The sequence below is a fragment of the Sulfitobacter dubius genome (assembly GCF_027214245.1).
GTDB lineage: Bacteria > Pseudomonadota > Alphaproteobacteria > Rhodobacterales > Rhodobacteraceae > Sulfitobacter > Sulfitobacter dubius_A.
The window spans coordinates 190,216-211,196 of record NZ_JAPWHM010000005.1 but is presented as its reverse complement, the minus strand read 5'-3'; the positions used below and the strand labels follow the sequence as shown (position 1 = coordinate 211,196).

Genomic DNA, 20,981 nt, shown 5'->3' with positions numbered 1-20,981 from the left:
GGCGCGGTTATCGGGCAAAGCCGCCGCCGCGCCAAGGGTGGGGATGGACAATTCCGCGCCACCCCCGCAAAAGTTGGCCCATGGATATCGACGATCTGGCCAAGGGCATCATAGCAGGCGAGCGCCGCGCGCTGGCGCGGGCGATCACGCTGGTGGAATCGGGCCGTGCGGATCACCGTGCGGCGGCGGCGGACCTGCTGGCGAAGCTGCCGACCGACCGGCAGGCGCTGCGCATCGGGCTCTCAGGCACGCCGGGGGTGGGCAAATCCACCTTTATCGAAAGCTTTGGCATGATGCTGACGGGGCAGGGCAAGCGGGTGGCGGTGCTGGCGGTGGATCCCAGTTCGGCGCGCTCGGGCGGGTCGATCTTGGGCGACAAGACGCGGATGGACCGGCTCAGCCGCGAGCCGCGCGCCTTTATCCGTCCTTCGCCCAGCCAGACCCATCTTGGCGGTGTCGCCCGCCGCTCGCGGGAGGCGGTGCGGCTCTGCGAGGCGGCGGGTTTCGACGTGGTGCTGATCGAAACCGTGGGCGTTGGCCAGTCCGAGACGGTGGTGGCCGAGATGTCGGACGCCTTTGTGTTGCTCTTGGCCCCAGCGGGCGGGGATGAGTTGCAGGGCGTGAAACGCGGCATCATGGAGATTGCCGATCTGATCGTGATCAACAAGGCAGATGGTGATCTGAAGTCCACCGCCGCGCGCACCCGTGCCGACTATGCCGGGGCGCTGCGTTTGCTGCGCAAACGCCCGCAAGACCCCGAAGGCTACCCCCGCGCCACCGCTGTGTCGGCGCTTGAGGAAGACGGGCTGGACGAGACTTGGGCGGCGCTGCAGGAGCTAATCGAATGGCGGCGCGCAAATGGCTTTTGGGACCGAACCCGCGCCGCACAGGCGCGCTATTGGTTCGAGCAGGATGTGAAGCACCGGCTTTTGGCGCAGTTGGAGACACCACAGGCGAAGGACGATCTGGCACGGCTTAGTGACGCCGTGGCCGAGGGCGCGCGCGATCCGGCAGAGGCGGCGGCTGAGTTCGTCCGCCGCCTGCGGGCCGATTAGGACGGGCGGACAGGCTCCGGCACCGGGAAGATCACGTCGTAGACCCAGTTAAAGACGAAGGCGTAGATCAGGTAGAACAGCGCAAAGCTCACGTCGATCAGGAAAGCCTCCATCAGCGAGATGCTCAGGTACCACGCGATAAAGGGCATCAGCACGAAGAGCAGGCCAATCTCAAAAATGACGGCGTGAAGCACCCGGATCGGCACCGTCTTGCGCACCGTGCCGCGCAGGCGGCGCAGGGCGTGGTCGAAGCCAAGGTTGTAAAGGTAGTTCCACCCCGTCGCGATGCTGGCGCTGACGATGGTGACGACGCCAATCTCATGCAGTGGCTTGTCAAACAGCCAAGCGCCCATGGGCGTGACGATCAACAGGGCGAGAACTTCAAAGCTGATGGCGTGGCGGATGCGGTCTGCAGTACTGCGCATGGGGGCGGTCCCGGTATTGGTCGGGTCGTCCCGAGTGTGTACCCATATGGGGGAGGTCGTCCTCGCTTGGCTCCAATATGGCGATTGGCCCGCAGGGTGCAAGAGGGTCAGCGGCCCGCCTTGGGATGGGCGTTGTTATAGACTTCCATCAGCCGCGCGGTATCCACGGCGGTATAGGCCTGCGTGGTCGACAGCGACGCATGGCCCAGCAGTTCCTGAATCGCGCGCAGATCGCCGCCCGCGTCGAGCAGATGTGTGGCAAAGCTGTGGCGCATGGCATGGGGCGTGGCCGTCGCCGGAAGGCCCAGTTGCATCCGCGCATCGGCCATCACCTGCGCCACGGCCCGCGCGCCCAATGCGCCGCCGCGAATGGCGCGAAACAGCGGGGCTTGCGGCTCTTGCGGGTAGGGACAGACAGCGAGGTAATCTTCGACAGCGGCGCGTGCAGCGGGCAGCACCGGTACGACCCGTTCCTTGCCGCCTTTGCCGATGATGCGCAGACTATTTGGCAGGGGCGCATCGCCGCCTTTAAGGGCGAGCGCCTCGGAAATCCGCAAGCCGCAGCCCCACAGCATCGTCAGCACAGCGACATCGCGCGCCGCGACCCATGGGGCGCGGGCTTGGGTCTCGACGCAGTCGATCAGCGCGCGGGCGGCGTCTTCGGCCAGCGGGCGGGGCAGCTTCTTTTGGAACTTGGGCGACCGGGCAAGCAGGACGGCAGTGGGCTCAAACCCCTCCCGCTCGGCCAGCCAGCGGTAGAAGGCTTTCACCGCCGAGAGTTTGCGCGCGACCGAGCGCGAGCCGACCCCGCCGCTGCGCGTGCTGGCCATCCACGCGCGCATGTCGCTGATGGTGATTTTCGCCAGCGCGCCAAGGCCTTGGGTGTCGCCATTGTGCAGCGTCATGAAGGTGAGAAACTCGGTCACATCACCACGATAAGCGGTGATGGTATTCTCTGCTGCGTCCTTCAACGCGTTTTGATGCGCCAGCCACGTCTGAAGCGCGTCCCGCGCGGCGGGGCTGATCAGCAGCGGATTTGCCTTCTCGCTCAAGACAGCCAGCGGCGCATGGTGCGTTCCAGCACGCCGGTAAAGAAGGTGAGCAGATCAGTGCCCTGCTGCGGGCCGAACATATGCGGGTCTTCGGCGCCCATGACCAGCAAGCCCGGCAGGCGGCCCGCGCCGAAATCGAGCTTCAGGCAGGCTTCGGATCGGATCCACCCTGCCTTGGTGCCATAGAGCGCCTCGGCGCCATCTTGAATCGCACGCAGGGTCACTTGCCGCACCATGCCACCGCGCCCTTGAGACAGATAGTCGTCGATAAAGCCCGGCTCGGCCACGGTCAGCACATCGCCCAAACGCTGCACTGCCGGATCGTTGTCGTTCTGGACCGACTCGAGCACCAGTTTCACCGCATCAACGCGCAGGATGTCGGCCACTTCGCCACCCAGATTGCGCAGAAAGGTCTCAAACTCGACGGGGTCCAGCATTTGCAGGATCGCGCGGTGGATCTGATTGGTCCCGGCGAGGTTCTCATAAGCCGCCGCGATAACGCTGCGGTGGGTATCTTCCAGCCGATCAAGCCGGGTTTCCAGACGCTCCATCGCGATGCCGCGCAGATCGACGATATTGCCGCCCATGGCCTTTTCATTGGCCGCAATCAGCGCCTGCATCACATCGCTGTCGTCAAGGATGACATCGGGCGCTGAGATGATCGCCTCACGCAGGGCGTCGTCGATTTTGGGGCTGCTGCTCATGGGCGTCTCTTTTTGATTTGCGGTGTCATAGCATGGTGGGGCGTCAAGATCTGCCCCCAATTGGTCACGGGTCTTGCCGCCTGCGGTCTTTGTTGCCGCCTTGCGTCAGGCCGGGATGTAGAACGAAGCCCACGGGAACAAAAGCGGCGCGGGTGTGTTGGCCCCGGTCGACGCGCGGATTTCAGCCGCAAGGCACGCGCGCCTGATCGAAGCCTGCTGCATATCCCCGGATGTGGCGAAATGGCCCTTGCCGGGAGAGGAAATCTTACATGGAACATGTCTCTGTCGATCTTTGGGCCGCCAACCTTCAGGTCACGCCGGATTCGCTGCAAAGCTGGCTTGCCAGTGTGGAACTGCGTCTGCAACAAGCCGCCGCGCGCGAGGCGCAGCTTTTGGTGATGCCTGAGTTTTGCTGCGCACAATGGCTGAGCTTTGCCCCGGCGGACCTGCCCGCAGAGCAGCAACTGGGCTGGCTCGCGCAGACCGCCGCGCTGGCGCTTGACCCGATGCGCCGCATGGTGGAGCAAACAAGCGTCGCCCTGCTGCCCGGCACATTTCCTGTGGCCTTTCCATCGGTCGACGCGCCCGAGGGGTATCTTAATCAGGCGTGGTTCCTGACCCCGGATGGCGGAATGCAAGTGCAAAACAAACTGAGCCTGACGCCGCTTGAGGCAAATGGCGCCAGCGGCGTGACCATCGCGGGCACCGGGATCAACCTGTTCGACTGGAACGGGCTGCGCTGTGTCATCGCGATCTGCCTTGATGCGGAATATACCGCGCTTTGGTCGAAACTGGGCGAGCTGGACCTCGATCTGGTGATCATCCCCGCCAAGACCGACATGATCACTGGCTACAACCGTGTGTTCAGCTGTGCACGGGCGCGGGCGATCGAATTGCAAACCGCGGTGTGCTGTGTCGGCGCGGTCGGCGCGCCCTTGACGCCGTGGCAAGAGGATACCGGCGTGGGCGGGGCGAGCGTCTATCTGCCCTGCGATGTTTCGGTGGCCTTGGATGGGATGCACGCGGCCTTGCCGCCCCAGACGGCGGCGCAGGGCATGGACCTGGTGTTGCAGGCTCCGGCAATTCCCGTGGGGCAGTGCCGTCGCATCCGCGCAGGCGCAGCCGAGGCCGAGGTGCGCCCCGGCCTGTGGTCGGGCGATCACCTGACAGTTGAAGGCAACGCCGCATAGGGCAAAGAAAAACCCCCTCCGCCAAGGACGGAAGGGGTTTGATGTCTTGGCGCACAGGCCGGATCAGAGGATGTTCTGACCGGTCTTTTTCCAATCGGCCATGAACTGCTCCAGACCTTTGTCGGTCAGCGGGTGGGAGGCCAGTTTCTTGATCACTTCTGGCGGCGCGGTCATCACGTCGGCACCGATGCGCGCGGCGTCGAGGACGTGGTTCACGCTGCGGATGGAGGCCGCGAGGATCTGCGTCTCGAACCCGTAGTTGTCATAGATGGTGCGGATGTCTTGGATCAGGTCCATGCCATCGAGGTTGATGTCGTCCAGACGACCAATGAAGGGCGAGATGAAGGTCGCCCCAGCTTTGGCAGCAATCAGCGCTTGGTTCGCTGAGAAGCAGAGCGTCACGTTGATCATGTGACCTTCGCCCGACAGAACCTTACAGGCTTTCAGCCCGTCCCATGTCAGCGGCAGCTTAATGGTGATGTTGTCGGCGATCTCGGCCAGTTTGCGGCCTTCGGCGATCATCGCGTCGGCTTCCAGTGCCACCACTTCGGCGGAGACAGGGCCGTCGACGAGGTCACAAATCTCTTTGGTGACCTCAAGGATGTTGCGGCCCGATTTAAGGATCAGGGAGGGGTTGGTTGTCACGCCGTCGACCATGCCAAGGTCATTGAGTTCGGCAATGGCGTCGATCTCGGCGGTATCTACGAAGAATTTCATGGGCTTTCCTTCCGGGTTGGAATGTGATCGCTAGCAGGTCTATTGCTTGCCTTGGCTTTACCGCATGATCTGCGATGCTTAAAGCCTCAATTCCCCCTAGCGACACGGAGCATGCGGCAGACATGGCTGAATTCTACCATCATGGCGAGTTGCTGTCGGTGATGACCACCCAGCCTTTGGGCCGCGCGCTGGACTATCGCGCGCCCGAAGGTGGCTGCCATACGGGGGCGTTTGTCGAGGTGCCATTAGGCCCGCGCAAGGTGATGGGCGTGGTCTGGGGGCCGGGGGCCGGGGATTACGACATAAACAAGGTGCGCCATGTGATCCGCGTGCTGGACGCCCCGCCGATGAGCGATGAGATGCGCGAGTTTTTGCTGCGGTCCGCCGCCTATACGCTGACCCCGCTGCCCGCGATGCTGCGGCTGGCGACCCGCGCGCCGGGCTTGGGCGACCCGCCGTCGATGCGCAAGATTTACCGCGCGGGCGAGGGCCTGCCGACCCGCATGACCGACGCGCGCCAGCGGGTGATGGCGGTGTTGGAGGAATACGGCGATCTGGCGTTTACCCTGAAGGAACTGTCGGAGATGGCCGGCGTGACCTCTTCGGTGGTCAAAGGCTTGGTCGATCAGGGTGCCGTGCGCGAAGAGGAAAGCCCCCGCGATCTGCCGTTTCGGCGGCTGGATCCATCGTTGCCCGGCAAGGCACTGACCGAGGATCAGGCGACAGCGGCGGCGGTTTTGCGCGAAGGGATCAAGGCCGAGACCTATGGTACGACCCTTCTGCGTGGCGTTACCGGATCGGGCAAGACCGAGGTTTATCTCGAAGCCGTGGCGGCGGCGATTGAGGCCGGGCGGCAGGCGTTGGTGCTGCTGCCTGAGATCGCCCTGACCGAACAGTTCTTGGACCGCGTTGAGGAACGCTTTGGCGCGAAGCCCGCCGAGTGGCATTCCGGCGTCACCATGACCGAGCGCCGCCGCATCTGGCGCATGGTGGGCGAAGGCAATGCGCAATTGGTGATCGGGGCGCGGTCGGCGCTGTTCCTGCCGTTCCAGAACCTCGGGCTGATCGTTGTCGATGAGGAGCATGACACGTCCTACAAACAAGAGGACGGTGTCCTGTATAACGCCCGCGACATGGCCGTGCTGCGGGCCTCGATCTGCGGCGCGCAGGTGGTGCTGGCCAGTGCGACGCCCAGCCTTGAGACTTGGGCCAATGCCGAGGCGGGCAAATATCGGCGGTTGGAATTGACCTCGCGCTTTGGCCCGGCGGTGATGCCGCAGATGGGGGCGATCGACATGCGGCAGGCGGGGCTGCCCGGCGACAAGTGGATCTCGGCCGAGATGAAACGCGAGGTCGATGCGCGGTTGGAACGCGGCGAGCAGGCGATGCTGTTCATCAACCGCCGCGGCTATGCGCCGATTACGCTTTGTCGTGCCTGTGGCGAGCAGATTGGCTGTGATCAATGTGACGCGCGGATGGTGGAGCATCGGTTTCTCAAGCGGCTCGTTTGCCACCAATGTGGCGAGACCAAGCCGATGCCCGAGGTCTGTCCGTCGTGCGAGGTCGAAGGCAAGCTTGCGCCTATCGGGCCGGGGGTGGAGCGATTGGGCGAAGAGGCCACGGCGCTCTGGCCCGACGCGCGGATCGCGACCCTGAGTTCGGACATGTACGGCTCGGCCCGGGCGCTGAAGGCCGAGATCGCGGGAATTGCCGATGGGGCGGCGGATATCATCATCGGCACGCAACTGGTCGCCAAGGGGCACAACTTTCCAAAGCTGACGCTGGTGGGGGTGATTGATGCTGATCTCGGCCTCACCGGGTCGGACCTGCGCGCAGCGGAGCGGACGTTTCAACTGATGCGGCAGGTGGCGGGGCGTGCGGGGCGGGCCGAGGCGCCCGGCGCAGCGCTGTTGCAGACCTATCAGCCCGAGCATCCGGTGATCCGGGCGATCTTGGCTGGCGAGGAAGAGAAGTTCTGGGCCGCCGAGGCTGGCGAGCGGCGGCAGGCCGGGGTGCCGCCTTATGGACGGATGGCGGGGATCATTCTGAGCGGTAGCGATGCGGCGGCGGTGTTTGATCTGGGCAACCATCTGGCGCGGCATGACGGGCCGTTGCGGGCGGTGGGGGCGCAGGTCTTTGGGCCAGCGCCTGCGCCGATCGCCCGGGTGCGCGGGCGGCATCGGGTGCGGCTCTTGGTGAAGGCGGATAAGAGTGTGGCCTTGCAGGAGGCGCTGAGCCGCTGGATCGGTTCGGTGCGGCTGAAGGGCGATTTGCGGCTGGCGGTGGATATTGATCCGCAGAGTTTTTACTGAGGCTGGCTGGCACGACGTCTGCCGGTAACACAACAGCCCGGAATCAAGGCCGAAGGCTGCCGGGCAGCGCCAGACCGGCCCCTGGTCTGGCGCTTTTGCAGTCGGAGTGGCGGCTTGCGTATGTGCCATATGAGCTGCTGCAATAAACTGCCCAGCTGAGAGATCATATGCGCCAGCCCCCGGTCTGGCACTGCCCGGCTCTTCGTTTGCCTTTTCTCTCGCCATTCCCGCATGCCAGGCGTAATAAATCCGCATGACCCGCTATATCACCCTCGAAGAGGCCAAAGGCCTGCCGTTCTGGCGCCGCCCCGTGGCTCTGCTGTTCCTCATGGCGCTGGCCATGCCCATCGCTTTCAACACGTGGTCGGCGCTGCTGAATAATTTTGTCATTGAGGTGGCAGACTTTGATGGGTCCGACATCGGTCTGCTGCACACGGTGCGCGAAATTCCCGGCTTTCTGGCCATCGGGGTCATCGCGATCCTGCTCTTTGTCCGCGAACAGGTGCTGGGGCTGATCTCGCTCGCGCTGCTCGGCGCGGCGACGGCGATCACCGCCTATTTCCCCTCCATGGGCGGCATCCTGATGATCACCATGCTCAGCTCGATCGGGTTTCACTACTACGAGACGGTGAACCAATCGCTGCAACTTCAATGGCTGAAAATCGAGGATGCCCCGCGCATGATAGGCTGGCTCATGGCGGCCGGATCGCTGGCGACGCTGGTGGCCTATCTGGCGATCATGGCGCTGTGGGAAACGCTGAACTTGAGCTACGGCATCGTTTACATGATCGGCGGCGGCGTTACCGTTGCCATCGCAATCATCGCCATGCTGGCCTATCCGCAGTTCGAAGCCCCCACGGTGCAGAACAAAAAGATGATCCTGCGCAAGCGCTACTGGCTCTATTACGCGCTGCAATTCATGTCAGGCGCGCGGCGGCAGATTTTCGTGGTCTTCGCAGGCTTCATGATGGTCGAACGCTTTGGTTTTGACGTGCATGAGATCACCATGCTCTACCTCATCAACCTTATCGCCAATATGCTGTTCGCCCCGCTGATGGGCCGCGCGGTGGGTCATTTCGGCGAACGCCGGACGCTCACGGTCGAATATGTCGGGTTGATCCTCGTCTTCCTTGCCTACGGCGGCGTCTATTACCTCGGCTGGGGCGTGGTGATCGCGGCGACGCTTTATGTGCTGGATCACATGTTCTTTGCCCTCGCATTGGCGCTAAAGACCTATTTTCAAAAGATCGCAGATCCTGCAGATATCGCACCCACGGCGGCGGTGGCCTTTACCATTAACCACATCGCGGCGGTGTTCCTGCCAGTCGGGCTCGGCCTGCTTTGGCTCGTCTCGCCTGCGGCGGTGTTCTTCCTTGCCGCGGGGATGGCGGCAGTGTCGCTGATGCTGTCACTGTTGATCCCGCGCCACCCGGCACCGGGGCATGAGACGATCTTTCAAACTGCTGTGCCGCAGGCCGCCGAATAGGCCGCGAAACCCAGCATGGCTTGACCCGACACGCGCGCGGCCCTAGGCGAAGCGCAACCGCACCGCAGCAAAGGACCGCGCCATGCCGACTTTCACCGCCCTGACGACTCTCACAGGCCGCGAGCCCGCCTATGCCTTGGGCGAGGCTATGGAACGGCTGACGCCTGAACCCACCGGCGTTGGCGTTTTTGAAATGGAAGACGGCTCGGGCCTGTGGGAAGTCGGCGGTTATTTCGAAGAAGCACCCGATACGGCCGCGCTGGCGGTGCTGGCCAAGGCGATGGGCGCGAAAGATTTCACCGTCTCCGAACTGCCGGAAACAGATTGGGTCGCCCATGTGCGCCGTGAATTGGCTCCGGTCGAAGCGGGCCGCTTTTTCGTCTACGGCAGCCATGACGCTGACAAGGTGCCCGACGATTGCGAACCGCTGCTCATTGAGGCTGCGATGGCCTTCGGCACCGGACACCATGGCACAACGCTGGGCTGCCTGCGTGCCTTGGACCGTCTGGCGGGCGAGGGGTTCCATGGCAAGAAAGTGGCCGACATCGGCTGCGGCACCGCGGTGCTGGCCATGGCCGCCGCGCGCATCTGGCCAGAGCCGGTATTGGCCAGCGACATCGACGAAGTCGCGGTCGAAGTGGCACAGGCCAATGTCGATGCGAACAATCTGTCGGGCCGCGTGACCTGTGTCGAAGCCGCAGGCTTTGATCATCCCCAATTGGCCGAAGCTGCGCCCTTTGATCTGGTCTTTGCCAATATCCTTAAAGGGCCGCTGGTCGCCTTGGCCCCGGATATGGCCGGCGCTCTGCAACCTGCGGGCTATGCGATTCTCTCGGGCCTTCTGAACGAGCAGGCCGATGAGGTGATTGAGGTTTATGCGCGATCTGGCATCAATCTGGTGCACCGTGAGAGCATTGGTGACTGGACGACACTAACGTTGCAAACTAACGCATAATTCGCGCCTCATTTTCGTTGCATTTGACCCTTTTGCCGCTTTGTTGCCACAATTTGCCTTTATTCAAATTGGCAGCAAACGGTGGGGGCCGGATTGCTACGGAGGCTGTGATGGCTGAAGGACACGCTCAATTCGCGAAACGGATCGAACTTCTGGGGCGCAAGCATCGGAAGATGGAACGGGGATATGTCACCCGCGTCGGGCGCGACGGGTTGATCTCCGTCTTGCCAAAACGTGCCCGTCGGGGTTTCCCGATGATGGGGTTTTTCCTGATCGTTCTGGTATTTTTTGGCTTCAAAGCCTTCACCCTCGCCGCGATCGGCCCGGTGACCTATAACGAACGCCTGTCGCGGCTCGCCAATGGTTCAAACCTAGAGCAGATCGGCGCCAAAATGATGGCCATTGACCCGCTGACCAAGACAGTGGCTGGGCTGACCGGCCCGATCATGCGGTGATCTTAAGCAACTGACTTTTGACATGAAAAAGCCGCAGCGGATGCCTTCCGCTGCGGCTTTTTGTTCGGGTAGGTTTCGATACGGGCAGGGCGCAGGCTTAGCGCACGAAGTGGTTCTGTGCGACGAGGTCAATGTCACCCCGGATCAAGCCGATGTCCTGCAATTCAAGGTCGGTCAGGTCCGACAGCGCCTTGCGGGTCGCGCGGCTGTCTTGCCAATCTTCGACCGCCGCGAAGAACGCGCCGAAAAAACCAAAGATACGTGTGACGGCCGAGGTGGAGCCGTAAGCGGTGCGGGTGGTGTCGAAAGCTGCCATGGGGCCGTCCTTTGTTTGATCGTCGGTTGTGTTTGCAGGGGGGCGAGGAAAGCGCGCTCTTCAAAACGTGATTTTCGGCAATTATGCCTGAAAACCGCCCCGCGCAATCCCTCAAAAACGACAGCGTGCCTTGCGTTTTGTGCATGGGTCGAAATGACGGCTAACCCACTATCTTTACGGGAAAATTTCCGGCTTCCGGATGTCGGTTTTGCAGCATGGAGAGGCGCAATCCGACACCGCGGTTCAAAAGCGACAGGATGCGTGTCGTAAAGCGCCCGCCGCGCATCAGGGCTTTGCGATGTTCGCGTTTCGTGCTAGTGCACCAAAAAAGCAACAATTTTATCGAGGGCAGAGATGATACGGGTGATCGGCATAGATCCGGGGCTGCGCAATCTGGGCTGGGGCGTGATCGATGTCTCGGGCAGCCGAATCGCCCATGTGGCCAATGGCATCTGTCATTCCGAAGGCGACGACCTTGGCGCGCGGCTTTTGTCTTTGCACGGGCAGCTGACGCGCGTGCTGACCATGTGGCAGCCACAGGCGGCGGCGGTTGAACAGACTTTCGTGAACAAAGACGGGGCCGGGACCCTGAAGCTGGGTCAGGCGCGGGGCATTGCGATGCTGGTGCCCGCGCAGTTTGGTTTGACGGTGGGCGAATATGCTCCCAACAAGGTCAAGAAAACGGTGGTCGGCGTGGGCCACGCGGATAAAGGACAGGTGGCGCATATGGTGAAAATGCAGATGCCGGGGATCAAGATTGCGGGCCCGGATGCCGCCGATGCGCTGGCCATCGCGATCTGTCACGCGCATCACGGCGGGGCCAGCACCCTCGCGCAGGCGGTGGCGAGGGCGAGCGCATGATCGGCAAACTCTCGGGCCGCATTGACTACCGTGCCGCCGACCATGTGCTGATCGACGTGCGCGGCGTGGGGTACCTCGTCTATGTCTCTGACCGGACCATGGCCGCGCTGCCCGGTGTGGGCGAAGTCGTGGCGCTTTATACCGATTTGGTGGTGCGCGAAGACCTGATGCAGCTCTTTGGCTTTCAAACGCTGGTGGAAAAGGAATGGCACCGTTTGCTGACCTCCGTTCAGGGGGTCGGGGCCAAGGCGTCTCTGGCGATTCTTGGCACGCTCGGGCCAGATGGCGTGAGCCGTGCGATTGCATTGGGTGACTGGAATGCGGTGAAGGCCGCCAAGGGCATTGGCCCCAAAATCGCACAGCGCGTGGTGCTTGATCTCAAGGATAAGGCTCCCGGCGTGATGGCGATGACCGGCACCGTGGCCGACGCTCTGGGCGAAGCGCAGGCCGCCGCCGATGAGACCGTAATCGAAGCCGCGACCCCACGCCCCGCGCCAAAAGCCGCCGCGCCCAATGCTTCGGCCCAGTCCGAGGCGCTTTCGGCGCTTGGCAACCTTGGCTACGGCCCCGGTGATGCGGCGGGCGCCGTGGCGCAGGCGGCGGGCGAGATGCCAGAGGCGGACACGCCGACGCTGATCCGCGCGGCGCTCAAGCTGTTGGCGCCCAAGGATTGAGCCCCCCCTCTGGCAGAACCCTACGCCCTGCGCCATAACGAGGCCCTATGACCGACATTGACCCCACCGTGCGGCCCGAGCCGATGCCCGAAGACTTTGACCGCGCTTTGCGGCCACAGATGCTGGCGGAATTTGTCGGGCAGGCAGAGGCGCGCGCGAACCTTGCCGTCTTCATCCAATCCGCCCGCCAGCGCGGTGAAGCGATGGATCACACGCTGTTTCACGGGCCTCCGGGTCTAGGCAAAACCACACTGGCGCAGATCATGGCGCGGGAGTTGGGTGTGGGCTTTCGCATGACATCTGGTCCGGTGCTGGCCAAGGCGGGCGATCTGGCGGCGATCCTGACCAATCTCGAAGCCCGCGACGTGCTGTTTATCGACGAAATTCACCGTCTGAATCCGGCGGTGGAGGAGGTGCTTTACCCTGCACTGGAGGATTTCGAGCTTGATCTGGTGATCGGTGAAGGCCCCGCCGCGCGCACCGTACGGATCGAGTTGCAGCCCTTCACGCTCGTGGGGGCCACCACCCGCATGGGCCTGCTGACCACGCCTCTGCGCGACCGTTTTGGCATCCCGACGCGGTTGCAATTCTATACCGAAGACGAGCTTTACATCATCGTCGACCGCAATGCTCGCAAACTGGGTGCGCCCGCCGACGAAGGCGGTGCCCGCGAGATCGCGAAACGCGCCCGCGGCACACCTCGTATTGCGGGCCGCTTGCTGCGCCGGGTGGTGGATTTCGCGGTGGTTGAGGGCGATGGCCGGGTGACCCGCGATTTGGCCGACATGGCCCTGACGCGGCTCGGGGTCGATCATCTGGGCCTTGATGGCGCTGACCGCCGTTACCTCAAACTGATCGCGGAGAACTATCAGGGCGGGCCGGTGGGGATCGAAACCCTCTCCGCCGCGCTGTCGGAAAGCCGTGACGCACTGGAGGAGGTGATCGAGCCGTTCCTGTTGCAGCAAGGGCTGATCCAGCGTACCCCGCGCGGCAGAATGTTAGCGGCCAAGGCCTGGACCCACCTCGGCATGGCCGCGCCCAAGGGGCAGAACGACCTTTTTGGCTGACGCCCCGGAGCGAAGGTAAGACAGATGACGATGACCGCAGAGCAAATCGAGACCCTTTTCACCCGCCGCGATGGGCAGTTCGCCTTCGCCCGCTGGGGCCGCCCCATCGCGCCGGTGGCCTTTGGGATCGAAGAGGCGGCGCTGCCGGTGGTGAAAGGCGCGCTTGAGGCTGTCGCCAAACTCGCCGGTCACCACATGGTCGAGACCGATCCCGAACTGGGCAGCAATCTGATGATGTTCTTCTTCGCGGATTGGGCGGAGTTGCTAGACGTGCCGGGAATGGACGGGCTGGTGCCCGATCTAGCCCAACAGGTCGAACGCTTGCAGGCCGCTGGGGCCAATCAGTACCGCTTCTTCCGCTTTGAGGAGAACGGCGCGATCAAGGCGGCTTTCGTGTTCCTGCGCATGGACGAAAGCTTGCGCGATATGTCAGCGCAAGTCTTGGCGCTGAGCCAAGCGGTACAGGTCATCCTGCTCTGGTCCGAGGACGCCTTTCAGGAGCAATCTCCGCTGGCGCTGGCAGATGAGGCGCTGGTGCTGCGCCCCGAGGTCGCCGATGTGATCCGCGCGGCCTATGACCCGGTGATGCCACCCGCCGCTAACGATCCCAGCCACGCGCTGCGCCTTGCCGCGCGGGTGCAGGTGCCGTCATGAGCCATAGCTTTCCGGTCCGCATCTTTTACGAAGACACCGACATGGCAGGCGTGGTCTATTACGCCAACTACCTGCGCTATATCGAACGGGCGCGGTCGGATATTGTCGAACAGATTGGCCTTGATCAACGGGCCATGCGCGACGAAGGGCTGGTCTTTGTCGTGACACGGGTAGAGGCGGATTATCTGGGTGCTGCACGCTTTGGCGACCGGTTAGAGGTTCAGACCACCCATCAGGCTGAAGGCCCGGTGCGGTGGGTGTTCGATCAGAATGTGCTGCGCGACGGCAAGGTCATATTCCGCGCCAAAGTTACCGCCGTTTGCATGACCACGACCGGTAAACCCACCCGTTTGCCAGCGAAACTCCGCCTGTCAGACGGGGATCCTGCGGCCTGATACCATAATTCTGGCAATCTCTGTTGCAGTTCGTTAGCTTTGCTCCAAATAGAGGCCGGAAAATAGGGCCCAGAGGCAGAATGCCCCAAAGGGGCGGCAGTAAAAGAGCATAGTTAAATGGAAGCAGAGACGCTGGCATTGGCACAGGGGATTGATTTCTCCCTGTGGGGTCTGTTCGCGAAGGCGACAGTCACGGTCAAACTTGTAATGATCATGCTGATCGGGGCCTCTTTCTGGTCTTGGTCGATCATCGTTCAAAAGACCATCCAGTACCGCAAAGCCCGTGCTGAGGCGGCGCAGTTCGATCAGGCGTTCTGGTCAGGCGAGCCGCTCGACGGGCTCTTTGATACCATCGGCGCTGACCCGGATGGACCGTCGGAAAAGATCTTTGCCGCTGGCATGTCGGAATGGCGACGTTCGCACCGCGAAGATGGCGCGCTGATCCCCGGCGCCACCGCACGGATTGACCGCTCCATGGATGTGGCAATTTCCAAAGAGGCTGAGCGTCTGCAAAAGGGTCTGCCGGTGCTGGCGACCGTGGGCTCCACCGCGCCTTTCGTCGGTCTGTTCGGAACGGTCTTCGGCATCATGAACTCGTTCATCGAGATTGCGGCCCAGCAGAACACCAATCTCGCCGTCGTCGCCCCCGGTATTGCCGAGGCGCTTTTGGCAACGGGCATCGGCCTATTGGCTGCGATCCCGGCGGTTGTGTTCTATAACAAGCTCAGTGCCGACAGCGACCGCATCTTGGGCAACTACGAAGCCTTCTCGGACGAATTCGCCACCATCCTCAGCCGCCAGTTGGACAGCTAAGCCATGGGCGCAGGTGTCATGAAAAAGCAAGGTGGCAAGGGGCGGCGTCGCGGTCGCGCCCAGCCGATGGCGGAAATCAACGTCACGCCTTTCGTCGATGTGATGCTGGTGCTCTTGATCATCTTCATGGTCGCGGCTCCGCTCTTGACTGTTGGCGTGCCGGTGGAACTGCCCAAAACCGCCGCCACGGCCCTGCCATCCGAGCAGGAAGAGCCGCTGACCGTTACGCTCACCGCCGAGGGGGCCGTGCAGATCCAAACCACCGACACGCCCCGCGACCAACTGATCACCAAACTGCGGGCGATTGCCTCAGAACGCGCAAGCGACCGGGTGTTCCTGCGCGCGGATGGCAAAGTGTCTTATGCGCAGGTCATGGAAGTCATGGGCGCGCTCAACGCAGGCGGCTTTTCCAACATCGGTCTGGTGACCGACATCGGTGGCCCGGCGTTGGACGGCAGCGACACGTCGGGTGGCTGAGCGGTGCATACCGGGCATTACATATCAGGTGCCGGGCATCTGGGTCTTATCGGCTGGCTGTTGTTTGGAAGCATCTTCACCTCCGAGCCTGAGCCCGTTGAGATGACCGAGGTCTCGGTGATCTCGGCCGCCGAATATGACGCGCTGGTCGCGGCCCAGCAGCCGCCCGCCTCGGCCACCGACGTGGCCCAGCCCGCGCCGCCCGAGGTAAGCGAACAGACCCCCGAGGTGACGGCGGAGCCGGACACGCAGATCGAACAGCCAGAGCCGGTGCAGACCGAAACCCCGCCCGAAGACCTCCCCCCCGAGGTGACGGAACTGGAGTTGCCGCCGCAGACCCAAGTGGATGACACGCCGCCCGAAATGAACGAGCCGGTGGGAGATACCGCTGTGCTGGTGCCCGAGATCGCGCCCGAAGCCCGCCCGCGCGAAGCACCCCGTGTCGCCCCCGAACCGGTTGAGCAGCCTGACCCCGAAGTGCGCCCCGATCTAGACGAGCAGCCCGCCGTGGCGCCTGACTCTGAGGCTGAGACCGAAACCGTTGTGGAAGAGCCGCAAGAAGCGCGGACGCCCGAGGACAGCACAACCGAGATCGTCACCGAAGCCGACAAAGCGCCGGCTGCCTCTGCCCGTCCGCCCGGCCGTCGTCCGACACCGCCGCCCCCTGTCGAGGTGGCCGAGGCACCGGAAGAACCCGCCGAGACGCCAGCGCCCGCCCCGACGCCCGAACCAAAGCCCGAGCCTCAGCCAACCCCGGAGCCCGTTGAGGAGCCCACGACCTCCAGTTCGACCGAGGATGCCATCGCGGATGCGCTGAGCGAAGTCTTGGGCCAGCCTGAGACAACCGCGCCCGTGCCAAGCGGCCCGCCGCTGTCATCGGGTGAGCGCGAGTCTCTGCGCATCGCGGTCTCGGCCTGCTGGAACATCGGCGCGCTGTCGACCGAAGCGGCGCGTACCACGGTCGTGGTCGGCATGCAGATGAACACCGACGGCACGCCCGTGGCCAGTTCGATCCGCCTGCTGAGTTCCAGCGGCGGCAGCGACACCGCCGCGCGGCAAGCCTTTGAAGCCGCGAAACGCGCGGTCGTTCGTTGCGGCAGCAGTGGTTACAAGCTGCCGCAGGAAAAATACAGTCAATGGCAAGACATCGAGATGACATTCGACCCAATGAGGAGCCGATAACATGCTGACTAGACTTCTGGGACTACTGGCGCTCTGCGCCACGGCGGCCACGCTCGCGCTGGCCCCCAACCAGTCGCACGCCCAACCGCTGCGCATCGTGATCGACGATCCCACAATCGAACCCTTGCCCTTTGCCGTGCCCAGCTTTCAGCCCGAAAGCGGTGAGGCCGGGCAACTGGCTGTCGATCTGGCGCGCGTCGTCTCCGAAGACCTGACCGGCACGGGCCTTTTCCGCGAAATCCCGGCCAGCGCCTATATCTCGACCGTCAGCGATTTCAACGCGCCGGTGGAATATGCCGACTGGAAAGCGATCAACGCGCAAGCGCTGATCACCGGGGCGGTCAATGTCAGCGGCAACAGCGTCAACGTAAAGTTCCGCGTCTACGATGTCTTCTCGGGCGAGGAATTGCTCGACAGCAGCGGGCAGGGCGGTCTGCAATTTTCCGGCACCGTCGATGGCTGGCGCCGCATGGCGCATAAGGTGGCCGATGCGGTTTACAGCCGGATCACCGGCGAAGGTGGCTATTTCGACAGCCGTGTGGTCTTTGTTTCCGAAACCGGGCCGAAGGATGACCGCCAGAAGCGTTTGGCGGTAATGGATTACGATGGGGCCAACCTGAAGTACTTGACCGATTCCGGCTCCATCGTTCTTGCCCCGCGATTCTCTCCCAGCGGTGACCGGGTGCTCTACACCAGCTACGAAAGCGGTTTCCCGCGCATCTATGTGCTGGATATCGGGACCGTTCAACGCCGCGCGCTGCAAAGCGCCGAAGGCTCCATGGCCTTCGCGCCGCGCTTTTCGCCCAGCGGTCAGACGGTTGTCTATTCGCTGAGCCAAGGCGGCAATACCGATATCTTCTCGATGGATATCAACAGCGGCCAGTCAGTGCGGCTGACCAATACCCCCGCCATTGAGACCGCGCCCAGCTTCTCTCCCGATGGCAGCAGAATCGTCTTTGAGAGCGACCGTTCCGGCAGTCCGCAGCTTTACGTCATGCCCGCCACCGGCGGAGAGGCGACGCGGATTTCCTTTGGCGAAGGGCGTTATGGCACACCCGTTTGGTCGCCACGCGGGGATTTGGTGGCTTTCACCAAGCAGAACAAAGGCCGTTTCCACATCGGCGTGATGCGGCTTGACGGCTCCGAAGAGCGCCTGCTGACTGCCTCTTTCCTTGATGAAGGTCCGACTTGGGCGCCCAATGGCCGGGTGATCATGTTCGCCCGCGAAACCCAAGGGGCAGGCGGGTCGTCCTCGCTCTATTCGGTCGATATTTCGGGGCGCAACCTCAAGCCGGTGCGCACGCCCGAAGGCGGCTCTGACCCCTCTTGGTCACCGCTGCAGCAGTAACGTTTTCCAGACCTCCCATACGGGCGCGGGCAATTCCAATGATCCCGCGCCTGTGTTAACACCAGCAACAACAACGCCACCACAGAGAAGGCAGACCTCCATGAAACGTATTTTGACCAGCACGCTTTTGATTTCCGCATTGGCCGTGTCGGCCTGTACAAACCCCGACCGTTTTGGTGCCGATGGCATGGGCGGCGCCGGGGCCAATGCAGGCGCAGGGGTCAACGCCGGCGTGGTGCCGGGCAGCGCGAACGACCCCACCTCCACCGCCTATTTCCAGCAGGCTGTCGGCGACCGGGTGCTGTTCCTCGTGGACCAATCCACGCTGACCGACCAAGGCCGTGCCACGCTCGACGGGCAGGTGGCTTGGCTACAAACAAATACGGATTATCAAGCCGTGATCGAAGGTCACGCGGATGAGCAGGGCACCCGTGAGTACAACATCGCGCTTGGCGGTCGTCGTGCCAATGCCGTGCGCGAGTATATGATTTCCCGCGGTGTTGCGGCATCGCGCCTCAAAACCATCAGCTACGGCAAAGAGCGCCCGATCGAGATCTGCTCGGAAGAGGCCTGCTATGCTAAAAACCGCCGCGCCGTGACCGTTCTGGCCGGCGGCGCACTGACCAGCTAATTGCGGCGACAGCCCAAGCAATGACCAATCCAAGGAGGCCGATGTGCTGAAGCGATATATCTTCGTGGCGGTGATGGGGCTGATGACCGCCCCCGCCGCGCTTATGGCGCAGGACAACGATCAGACGCTGGCGGACATCCGCCAGCAGTTGACCGTGCTCAGTGTCGAGGTGCAAAAGCTGCGCCGCGAACTTTCGACCACGGGCGGCGGCTCGGTTGAAACGGGCGGCAGCTCTGTGCTTGAGCGTGTCGGCACCATGGAAAGCGAATTGCAACGCCTCACCTCCAAGACCGAGGAGATGGAGAACCGGATCAACCGGATCGTGGCCGATGGCACCAACCGGATCGGGGATCTGGAATACCGTTTGGTCGAGCTTGAAGGCGGCGATCTGGGCGCGCTCGGAGAGACCTCGACCCTCGGCGGAGGGGAGGCTCCAACCGTGGTCGCACCCGCCCCCGAAGCCGACCGCGAGGTGGTCGAGATGACCCCCGGCAGCGGTGGCGCAGCACCTTCAAACGGCATCATCACCCCCATCAACGAAGCAGAGCTGGCGGTCAGCGAAAAGACCGATTTCGAGCGGGCGCAGGGGGCGCTCGCCTCCGGTGACTTTCGCAGCGCCGCCGATCTCTTTGCGACCTTCAGTCAGACCTATCCCGGTGGTCCGCTAGCCGCCGAGGCCGAGATGCGCCGCGGCGAAGCCCTGACCGGATTGGGCGACAACCGCGAAGCGGCGCGTGCCTTTCTTGCGGCCTTCAGCACCGACCCCGAAGGGCCAGTGGCCCCCCAGTCGCTGTTTGAACTGGGCCGCGCGCTTGGCGTGTTGGAGCAAACACAAGAGGCCTGTGTGACCCTTGCGGAGGTTGCCGTGCGTTTCCCGGGCGCCCCGCAGGTGAGCCAAGCCGAAGCGCAGCGCCAGACGCTGGGTTGTTCCTAACCGCTGATGACTGCGCCTGCCGCGACGGCTGATGCAGCGCTGGCCAAGGGGCTGCTGGTGGGGCTGGGCGGTGCGCTGCCCCCCCGCCTTGGCGTTGCAGTCTCGGGCGGGGGCGATTCAATGGCTCTGCTATCGTTGCTGCATGGGCTTTCGGCGGCGGCGGGCACAGATCTTGAAACCGTCACTGTCGACCATGGTCTGCGCCCCGAAGCCGCCGGAGAGGCTGCTTTCGTCGCGCGGCATGCCAGCGCTCTGGGCTTGTCGCATGAAACCTTGCGCTGGCGTGGGTGGGACGGGCAAGGCAACCTCCAAAACGCGGCGCGTGAGGCGCGGTATCGGCTGATGGCCGATTGGGCAGAGCGGCGCGGGCTGCCCTGCGTGGCGCTTGGCCACACGGCAGATGATCAGGCCGAAACAGTGTTGATGCGATTGGCACGCCGGTCGGGGGTGGACGGTCTGTCGGCCATGGCGCCGCGCAGCAAGCGGCACGGCATCACATGGCTGCGCCCGCTGCTGTTTGCCCGGCGTGAGGCATTGCGAGCGCATCTGAGGCGCGCGGACCTTGATTGGGTCGACGACCCCAGCAACGATGACCCGCGTTTCGCCCGCATCCAAACCCGTCAAAGTCTTGCCGCCCTCGCGCCGCTTGGCATCGATGTAGAGGCCTTGGCAGAGGTGGCGCGCAACATGGCCACCGCCCGGGATGCGTTGGAAAGCCAGACCGACCGAACGGCAGGCGATATTCTGCGCATGGAGGCAGGCGCACAGGTGATGCGGGCAGAAGGCTTTTTTGCCGCGCCCGAAGAGATCCGCCGCCGCTTGATGATCCGTGCGCTTGGGTCGATCAGCGGCAGCGCCTATCCGCCCCGTCGTAGCCCCGTGGCGGCCCTGATCGCGGGGTTGGCCGGCGGTCAGCCGGCCACGCTGGGGGGCTGTCAGGCGCTCCTGCGGCGCGGTGAAATCTGGGTCTTTCGGGAATATAAAGCGGTACGCGACCTGCGGGTGCTTGCGGATCAGCTTTGGGACGGGCGCTGGCGTGCGACGCCGCAGGAGGGGCTGCCACAAGGCGCCGAGTTGCGCGCCTTGGGGGCCGAGGGCCTTGCCCAATGCCCCGATTGGCGCAGCCTTGGGCGGCCCCGTGCCATGCTGCTGTCGACCCCGGCGATCTGGCAGGGGGAGCGCCTGCTTGCAGCGCCCCTTGCCGGGCTGGACGAGAAATGGCATGTCCAGCGCGAAAGCGGCGCGGAATGCAACGAAACCGCGCCATTATCGCATTGA

Annotated in this window: 23 protein-coding genes; 18 read left to right on the top strand and 5 right to left on the bottom strand. The window is 63.5% G+C overall.

What is annotated here, in order from left to right:
• The first annotated feature begins 80 nt into the window (after positions 1-80).
• Positions 81-1,055 (top strand): methylmalonyl Co-A mutase-associated GTPase MeaB, encoded by a 975-nt coding sequence (gene meaB / locus O4H31_RS13925; protein WP_269346725.1) that lies wholly within the window; start codon positions 81-83, stop codon positions 1,053-1,055.
• On the opposite strand, the gene O4H31_RS13920 is transcribed toward meaB, so the two are convergent.
• The 3 genes from O4H31_RS13920 to O4H31_RS13910 form a co-directional block, all read right to left on the bottom strand.
• Positions 1,052-1,480, bottom strand: coding sequence for a PACE efflux transporter (locus O4H31_RS13920; protein ID WP_243262431.1), 429 nt, complete (start codon positions 1,478-1,480; stop codon positions 1,052-1,054). The genes meaB and O4H31_RS13920 overlap by 4 nt on opposite strands.
• 107 nt (positions 1,481-1,587) lie before the next feature.
• Positions 1,588-2,532, bottom strand: a complete 945-nt coding sequence (locus O4H31_RS13915) for a tyrosine recombinase XerC (protein ID WP_269346720.1) — start codon at positions 2,530-2,532, stop codon at positions 1,588-1,590.
• The gene (locus O4H31_RS13910) at positions 2,529-3,236 is read right to left on the bottom strand and encodes a DUF484 family protein (protein WP_269346718.1); all 708 of its coding nucleotides are present in this window, start codon (positions 3,234-3,236) and stop codon (positions 2,529-2,531) included. Before O4H31_RS13910 ends, O4H31_RS13915 begins: the two co-directional genes overlap by 4 nt.
• Before the next feature lie 269 nt (positions 3,237-3,505).
• Between O4H31_RS13910 and O4H31_RS13905 the strand changes: the two genes are divergently transcribed.
• Entirely contained in the window at positions 3,506-4,426 is a 921-nt protein-coding gene (locus O4H31_RS13905; RefSeq protein ID WP_269346716.1) for a nitrilase-related carbon-nitrogen hydrolase, read from the top strand.
• 63 nt (positions 4,427-4,489) lie between these two features.
• Here the strand turns inward: O4H31_RS13905 and fsa are convergent, their stop codons facing one another.
• The gene (gene fsa / locus O4H31_RS13900) at positions 4,490-5,143 is read right to left on the bottom strand and encodes a fructose-6-phosphate aldolase (protein ID WP_067623130.1); all 654 of its coding nucleotides are present in this window, start codon (positions 5,141-5,143) and stop codon (positions 4,490-4,492) included.
• A 122-nt stretch (positions 5,144-5,265) separates the two neighbouring features.
• Between fsa and O4H31_RS13895 the strand changes: the two genes are divergently transcribed.
• The 4 genes from O4H31_RS13895 (at position 5,266) to O4H31_RS13880 (ending at position 10,351) form a co-directional block, all read left to right on the top strand.
• Positions 5,266-7,455, top strand: coding sequence for a primosomal protein N' (locus O4H31_RS13895; RefSeq protein ID WP_269346712.1), 2,190 nt, complete (start codon positions 5,266-5,268; stop codon positions 7,453-7,455).
• 253 nt (positions 7,456-7,708) lie between these two features.
• Complete coding sequence (locus tag O4H31_RS13890; RefSeq protein ID WP_269346709.1) at positions 7,709-8,941, top strand: MFS transporter; 1,233 nt, start codon at positions 7,709-7,711, stop codon at positions 8,939-8,941.
• A gap of 82 nt (positions 8,942-9,023) precedes the next feature.
• The gene (locus tag O4H31_RS13885) at positions 9,024-9,896 is read left to right on the top strand and encodes a 50S ribosomal protein L11 methyltransferase (protein ID WP_269346707.1); all 873 of its coding nucleotides are present in this window, start codon (positions 9,024-9,026) and stop codon (positions 9,894-9,896) included.
• A gap of 110 nt (positions 9,897-10,006) precedes the next feature.
• Complete coding sequence (locus O4H31_RS13880) at positions 10,007-10,351, top strand: hypothetical protein (protein WP_067628411.1); 345 nt, start codon at positions 10,007-10,009, stop codon at positions 10,349-10,351.
• 97 nt (positions 10,352-10,448) lie between these two features.
• On the opposite strand, the gene O4H31_RS13875 is transcribed toward O4H31_RS13880, so the two are convergent.
• Entirely contained in the window at positions 10,449-10,667 is a 219-nt protein-coding gene (locus O4H31_RS13875) for a DUF1127 domain-containing protein (protein ID WP_269346704.1), read from the bottom strand.
• Between the two features lie 354 nt (positions 10,668-11,021).
• Between O4H31_RS13875 and ruvC the strand changes: the two genes are divergently transcribed.
• The 12 genes from ruvC to tilS all read left to right on the top strand — a co-directional run bounded on the left by ruvC (position 11,022) and on the right by tilS (position 20,981).
• A complete protein-coding gene (gene ruvC, locus O4H31_RS13870) occupies positions 11,022-11,528 on the top strand; it encodes a crossover junction endodeoxyribonuclease RuvC (RefSeq protein ID WP_269346703.1) in 507 nt (168 codons plus the stop codon).
• Positions 11,525-12,202 (top strand): Holliday junction branch migration protein RuvA, encoded by a 678-nt coding sequence (ruvA, locus tag O4H31_RS13865; RefSeq protein WP_269346701.1) that lies wholly within the window; start codon positions 11,525-11,527, stop codon positions 12,200-12,202. The genes ruvC and ruvA overlap by 4 nt, the downstream gene beginning before the upstream one ends.
• Before the next feature lie 47 nt (positions 12,203-12,249).
• A complete protein-coding gene (gene ruvB, locus O4H31_RS13860; protein WP_243262441.1) occupies positions 12,250-13,269 on the top strand; it encodes a Holliday junction branch migration DNA helicase RuvB in 1,020 nt (339 codons plus the stop codon).
• A gap of 30 nt (positions 13,270-13,299) precedes the next feature.
• Complete coding sequence (locus tag O4H31_RS13855) at positions 13,300-13,923, top strand: hypothetical protein (RefSeq protein WP_269347209.1); 624 nt, start codon at positions 13,300-13,302, stop codon at positions 13,921-13,923.
• A complete protein-coding gene (locus O4H31_RS13850; protein WP_269346698.1) occupies positions 13,920-14,318 on the top strand; it encodes a YbgC/FadM family acyl-CoA thioesterase in 399 nt (132 codons plus the stop codon). Before O4H31_RS13855 ends, O4H31_RS13850 begins: the two co-directional genes overlap by 4 nt.
• Positions 14,319-14,435: 117 nt before the next feature.
• Positions 14,436-15,131 carry a protein TolQ gene (gene tolQ / locus O4H31_RS13845; RefSeq protein ID WP_067942529.1) on the top strand — a complete coding sequence of 232 codons (696 nt, stop codon included), beginning with the start codon at positions 14,436-14,438 and terminating at the stop codon, positions 15,129-15,131.
• Positions 15,132-15,134: 3 nt separating this feature from the next.
• Entirely contained in the window at positions 15,135-15,608 is a 474-nt protein-coding gene (gene tolR, locus O4H31_RS13840; protein ID WP_067626442.1) for a protein TolR, read from the top strand.
• A 60-nt stretch (positions 15,609-15,668) separates the two neighbouring features.
• Entirely contained in the window at positions 15,669-16,790 is a 1,122-nt protein-coding gene (locus tag O4H31_RS13835) for an energy transducer TonB (RefSeq protein WP_419723604.1), read from the top strand.
• Between the two features lies 1 nt (position 16,791).
• Positions 16,792-18,138, top strand: coding sequence for a Tol-Pal system beta propeller repeat protein TolB (tolB, locus tag O4H31_RS13830; RefSeq protein WP_269346691.1), 1,347 nt, complete (start codon positions 16,792-16,794; stop codon positions 18,136-18,138).
• A gap of 100 nt (positions 18,139-18,238) precedes the next feature.
• A complete protein-coding gene (gene pal / locus O4H31_RS13825; protein WP_067624244.1) occupies positions 18,239-18,769 on the top strand; it encodes a peptidoglycan-associated lipoprotein Pal in 531 nt (176 codons plus the stop codon).
• Between the two features lie 73 nt (positions 18,770-18,842).
• On the top strand, positions 18,843-19,703 hold the full coding sequence (gene ybgF / locus O4H31_RS13820) for a tol-pal system protein YbgF (RefSeq protein ID WP_067624268.1): 861 nt from the start codon (positions 18,843-18,845) through the stop codon (positions 19,701-19,703).
• A 6-nt stretch (positions 19,704-19,709) separates the two neighbouring features.
• A complete protein-coding gene (gene tilS, locus O4H31_RS13815) occupies positions 19,710-20,981 on the top strand; it encodes a tRNA lysidine(34) synthetase TilS (protein WP_269346688.1) in 1,272 nt (423 codons plus the stop codon).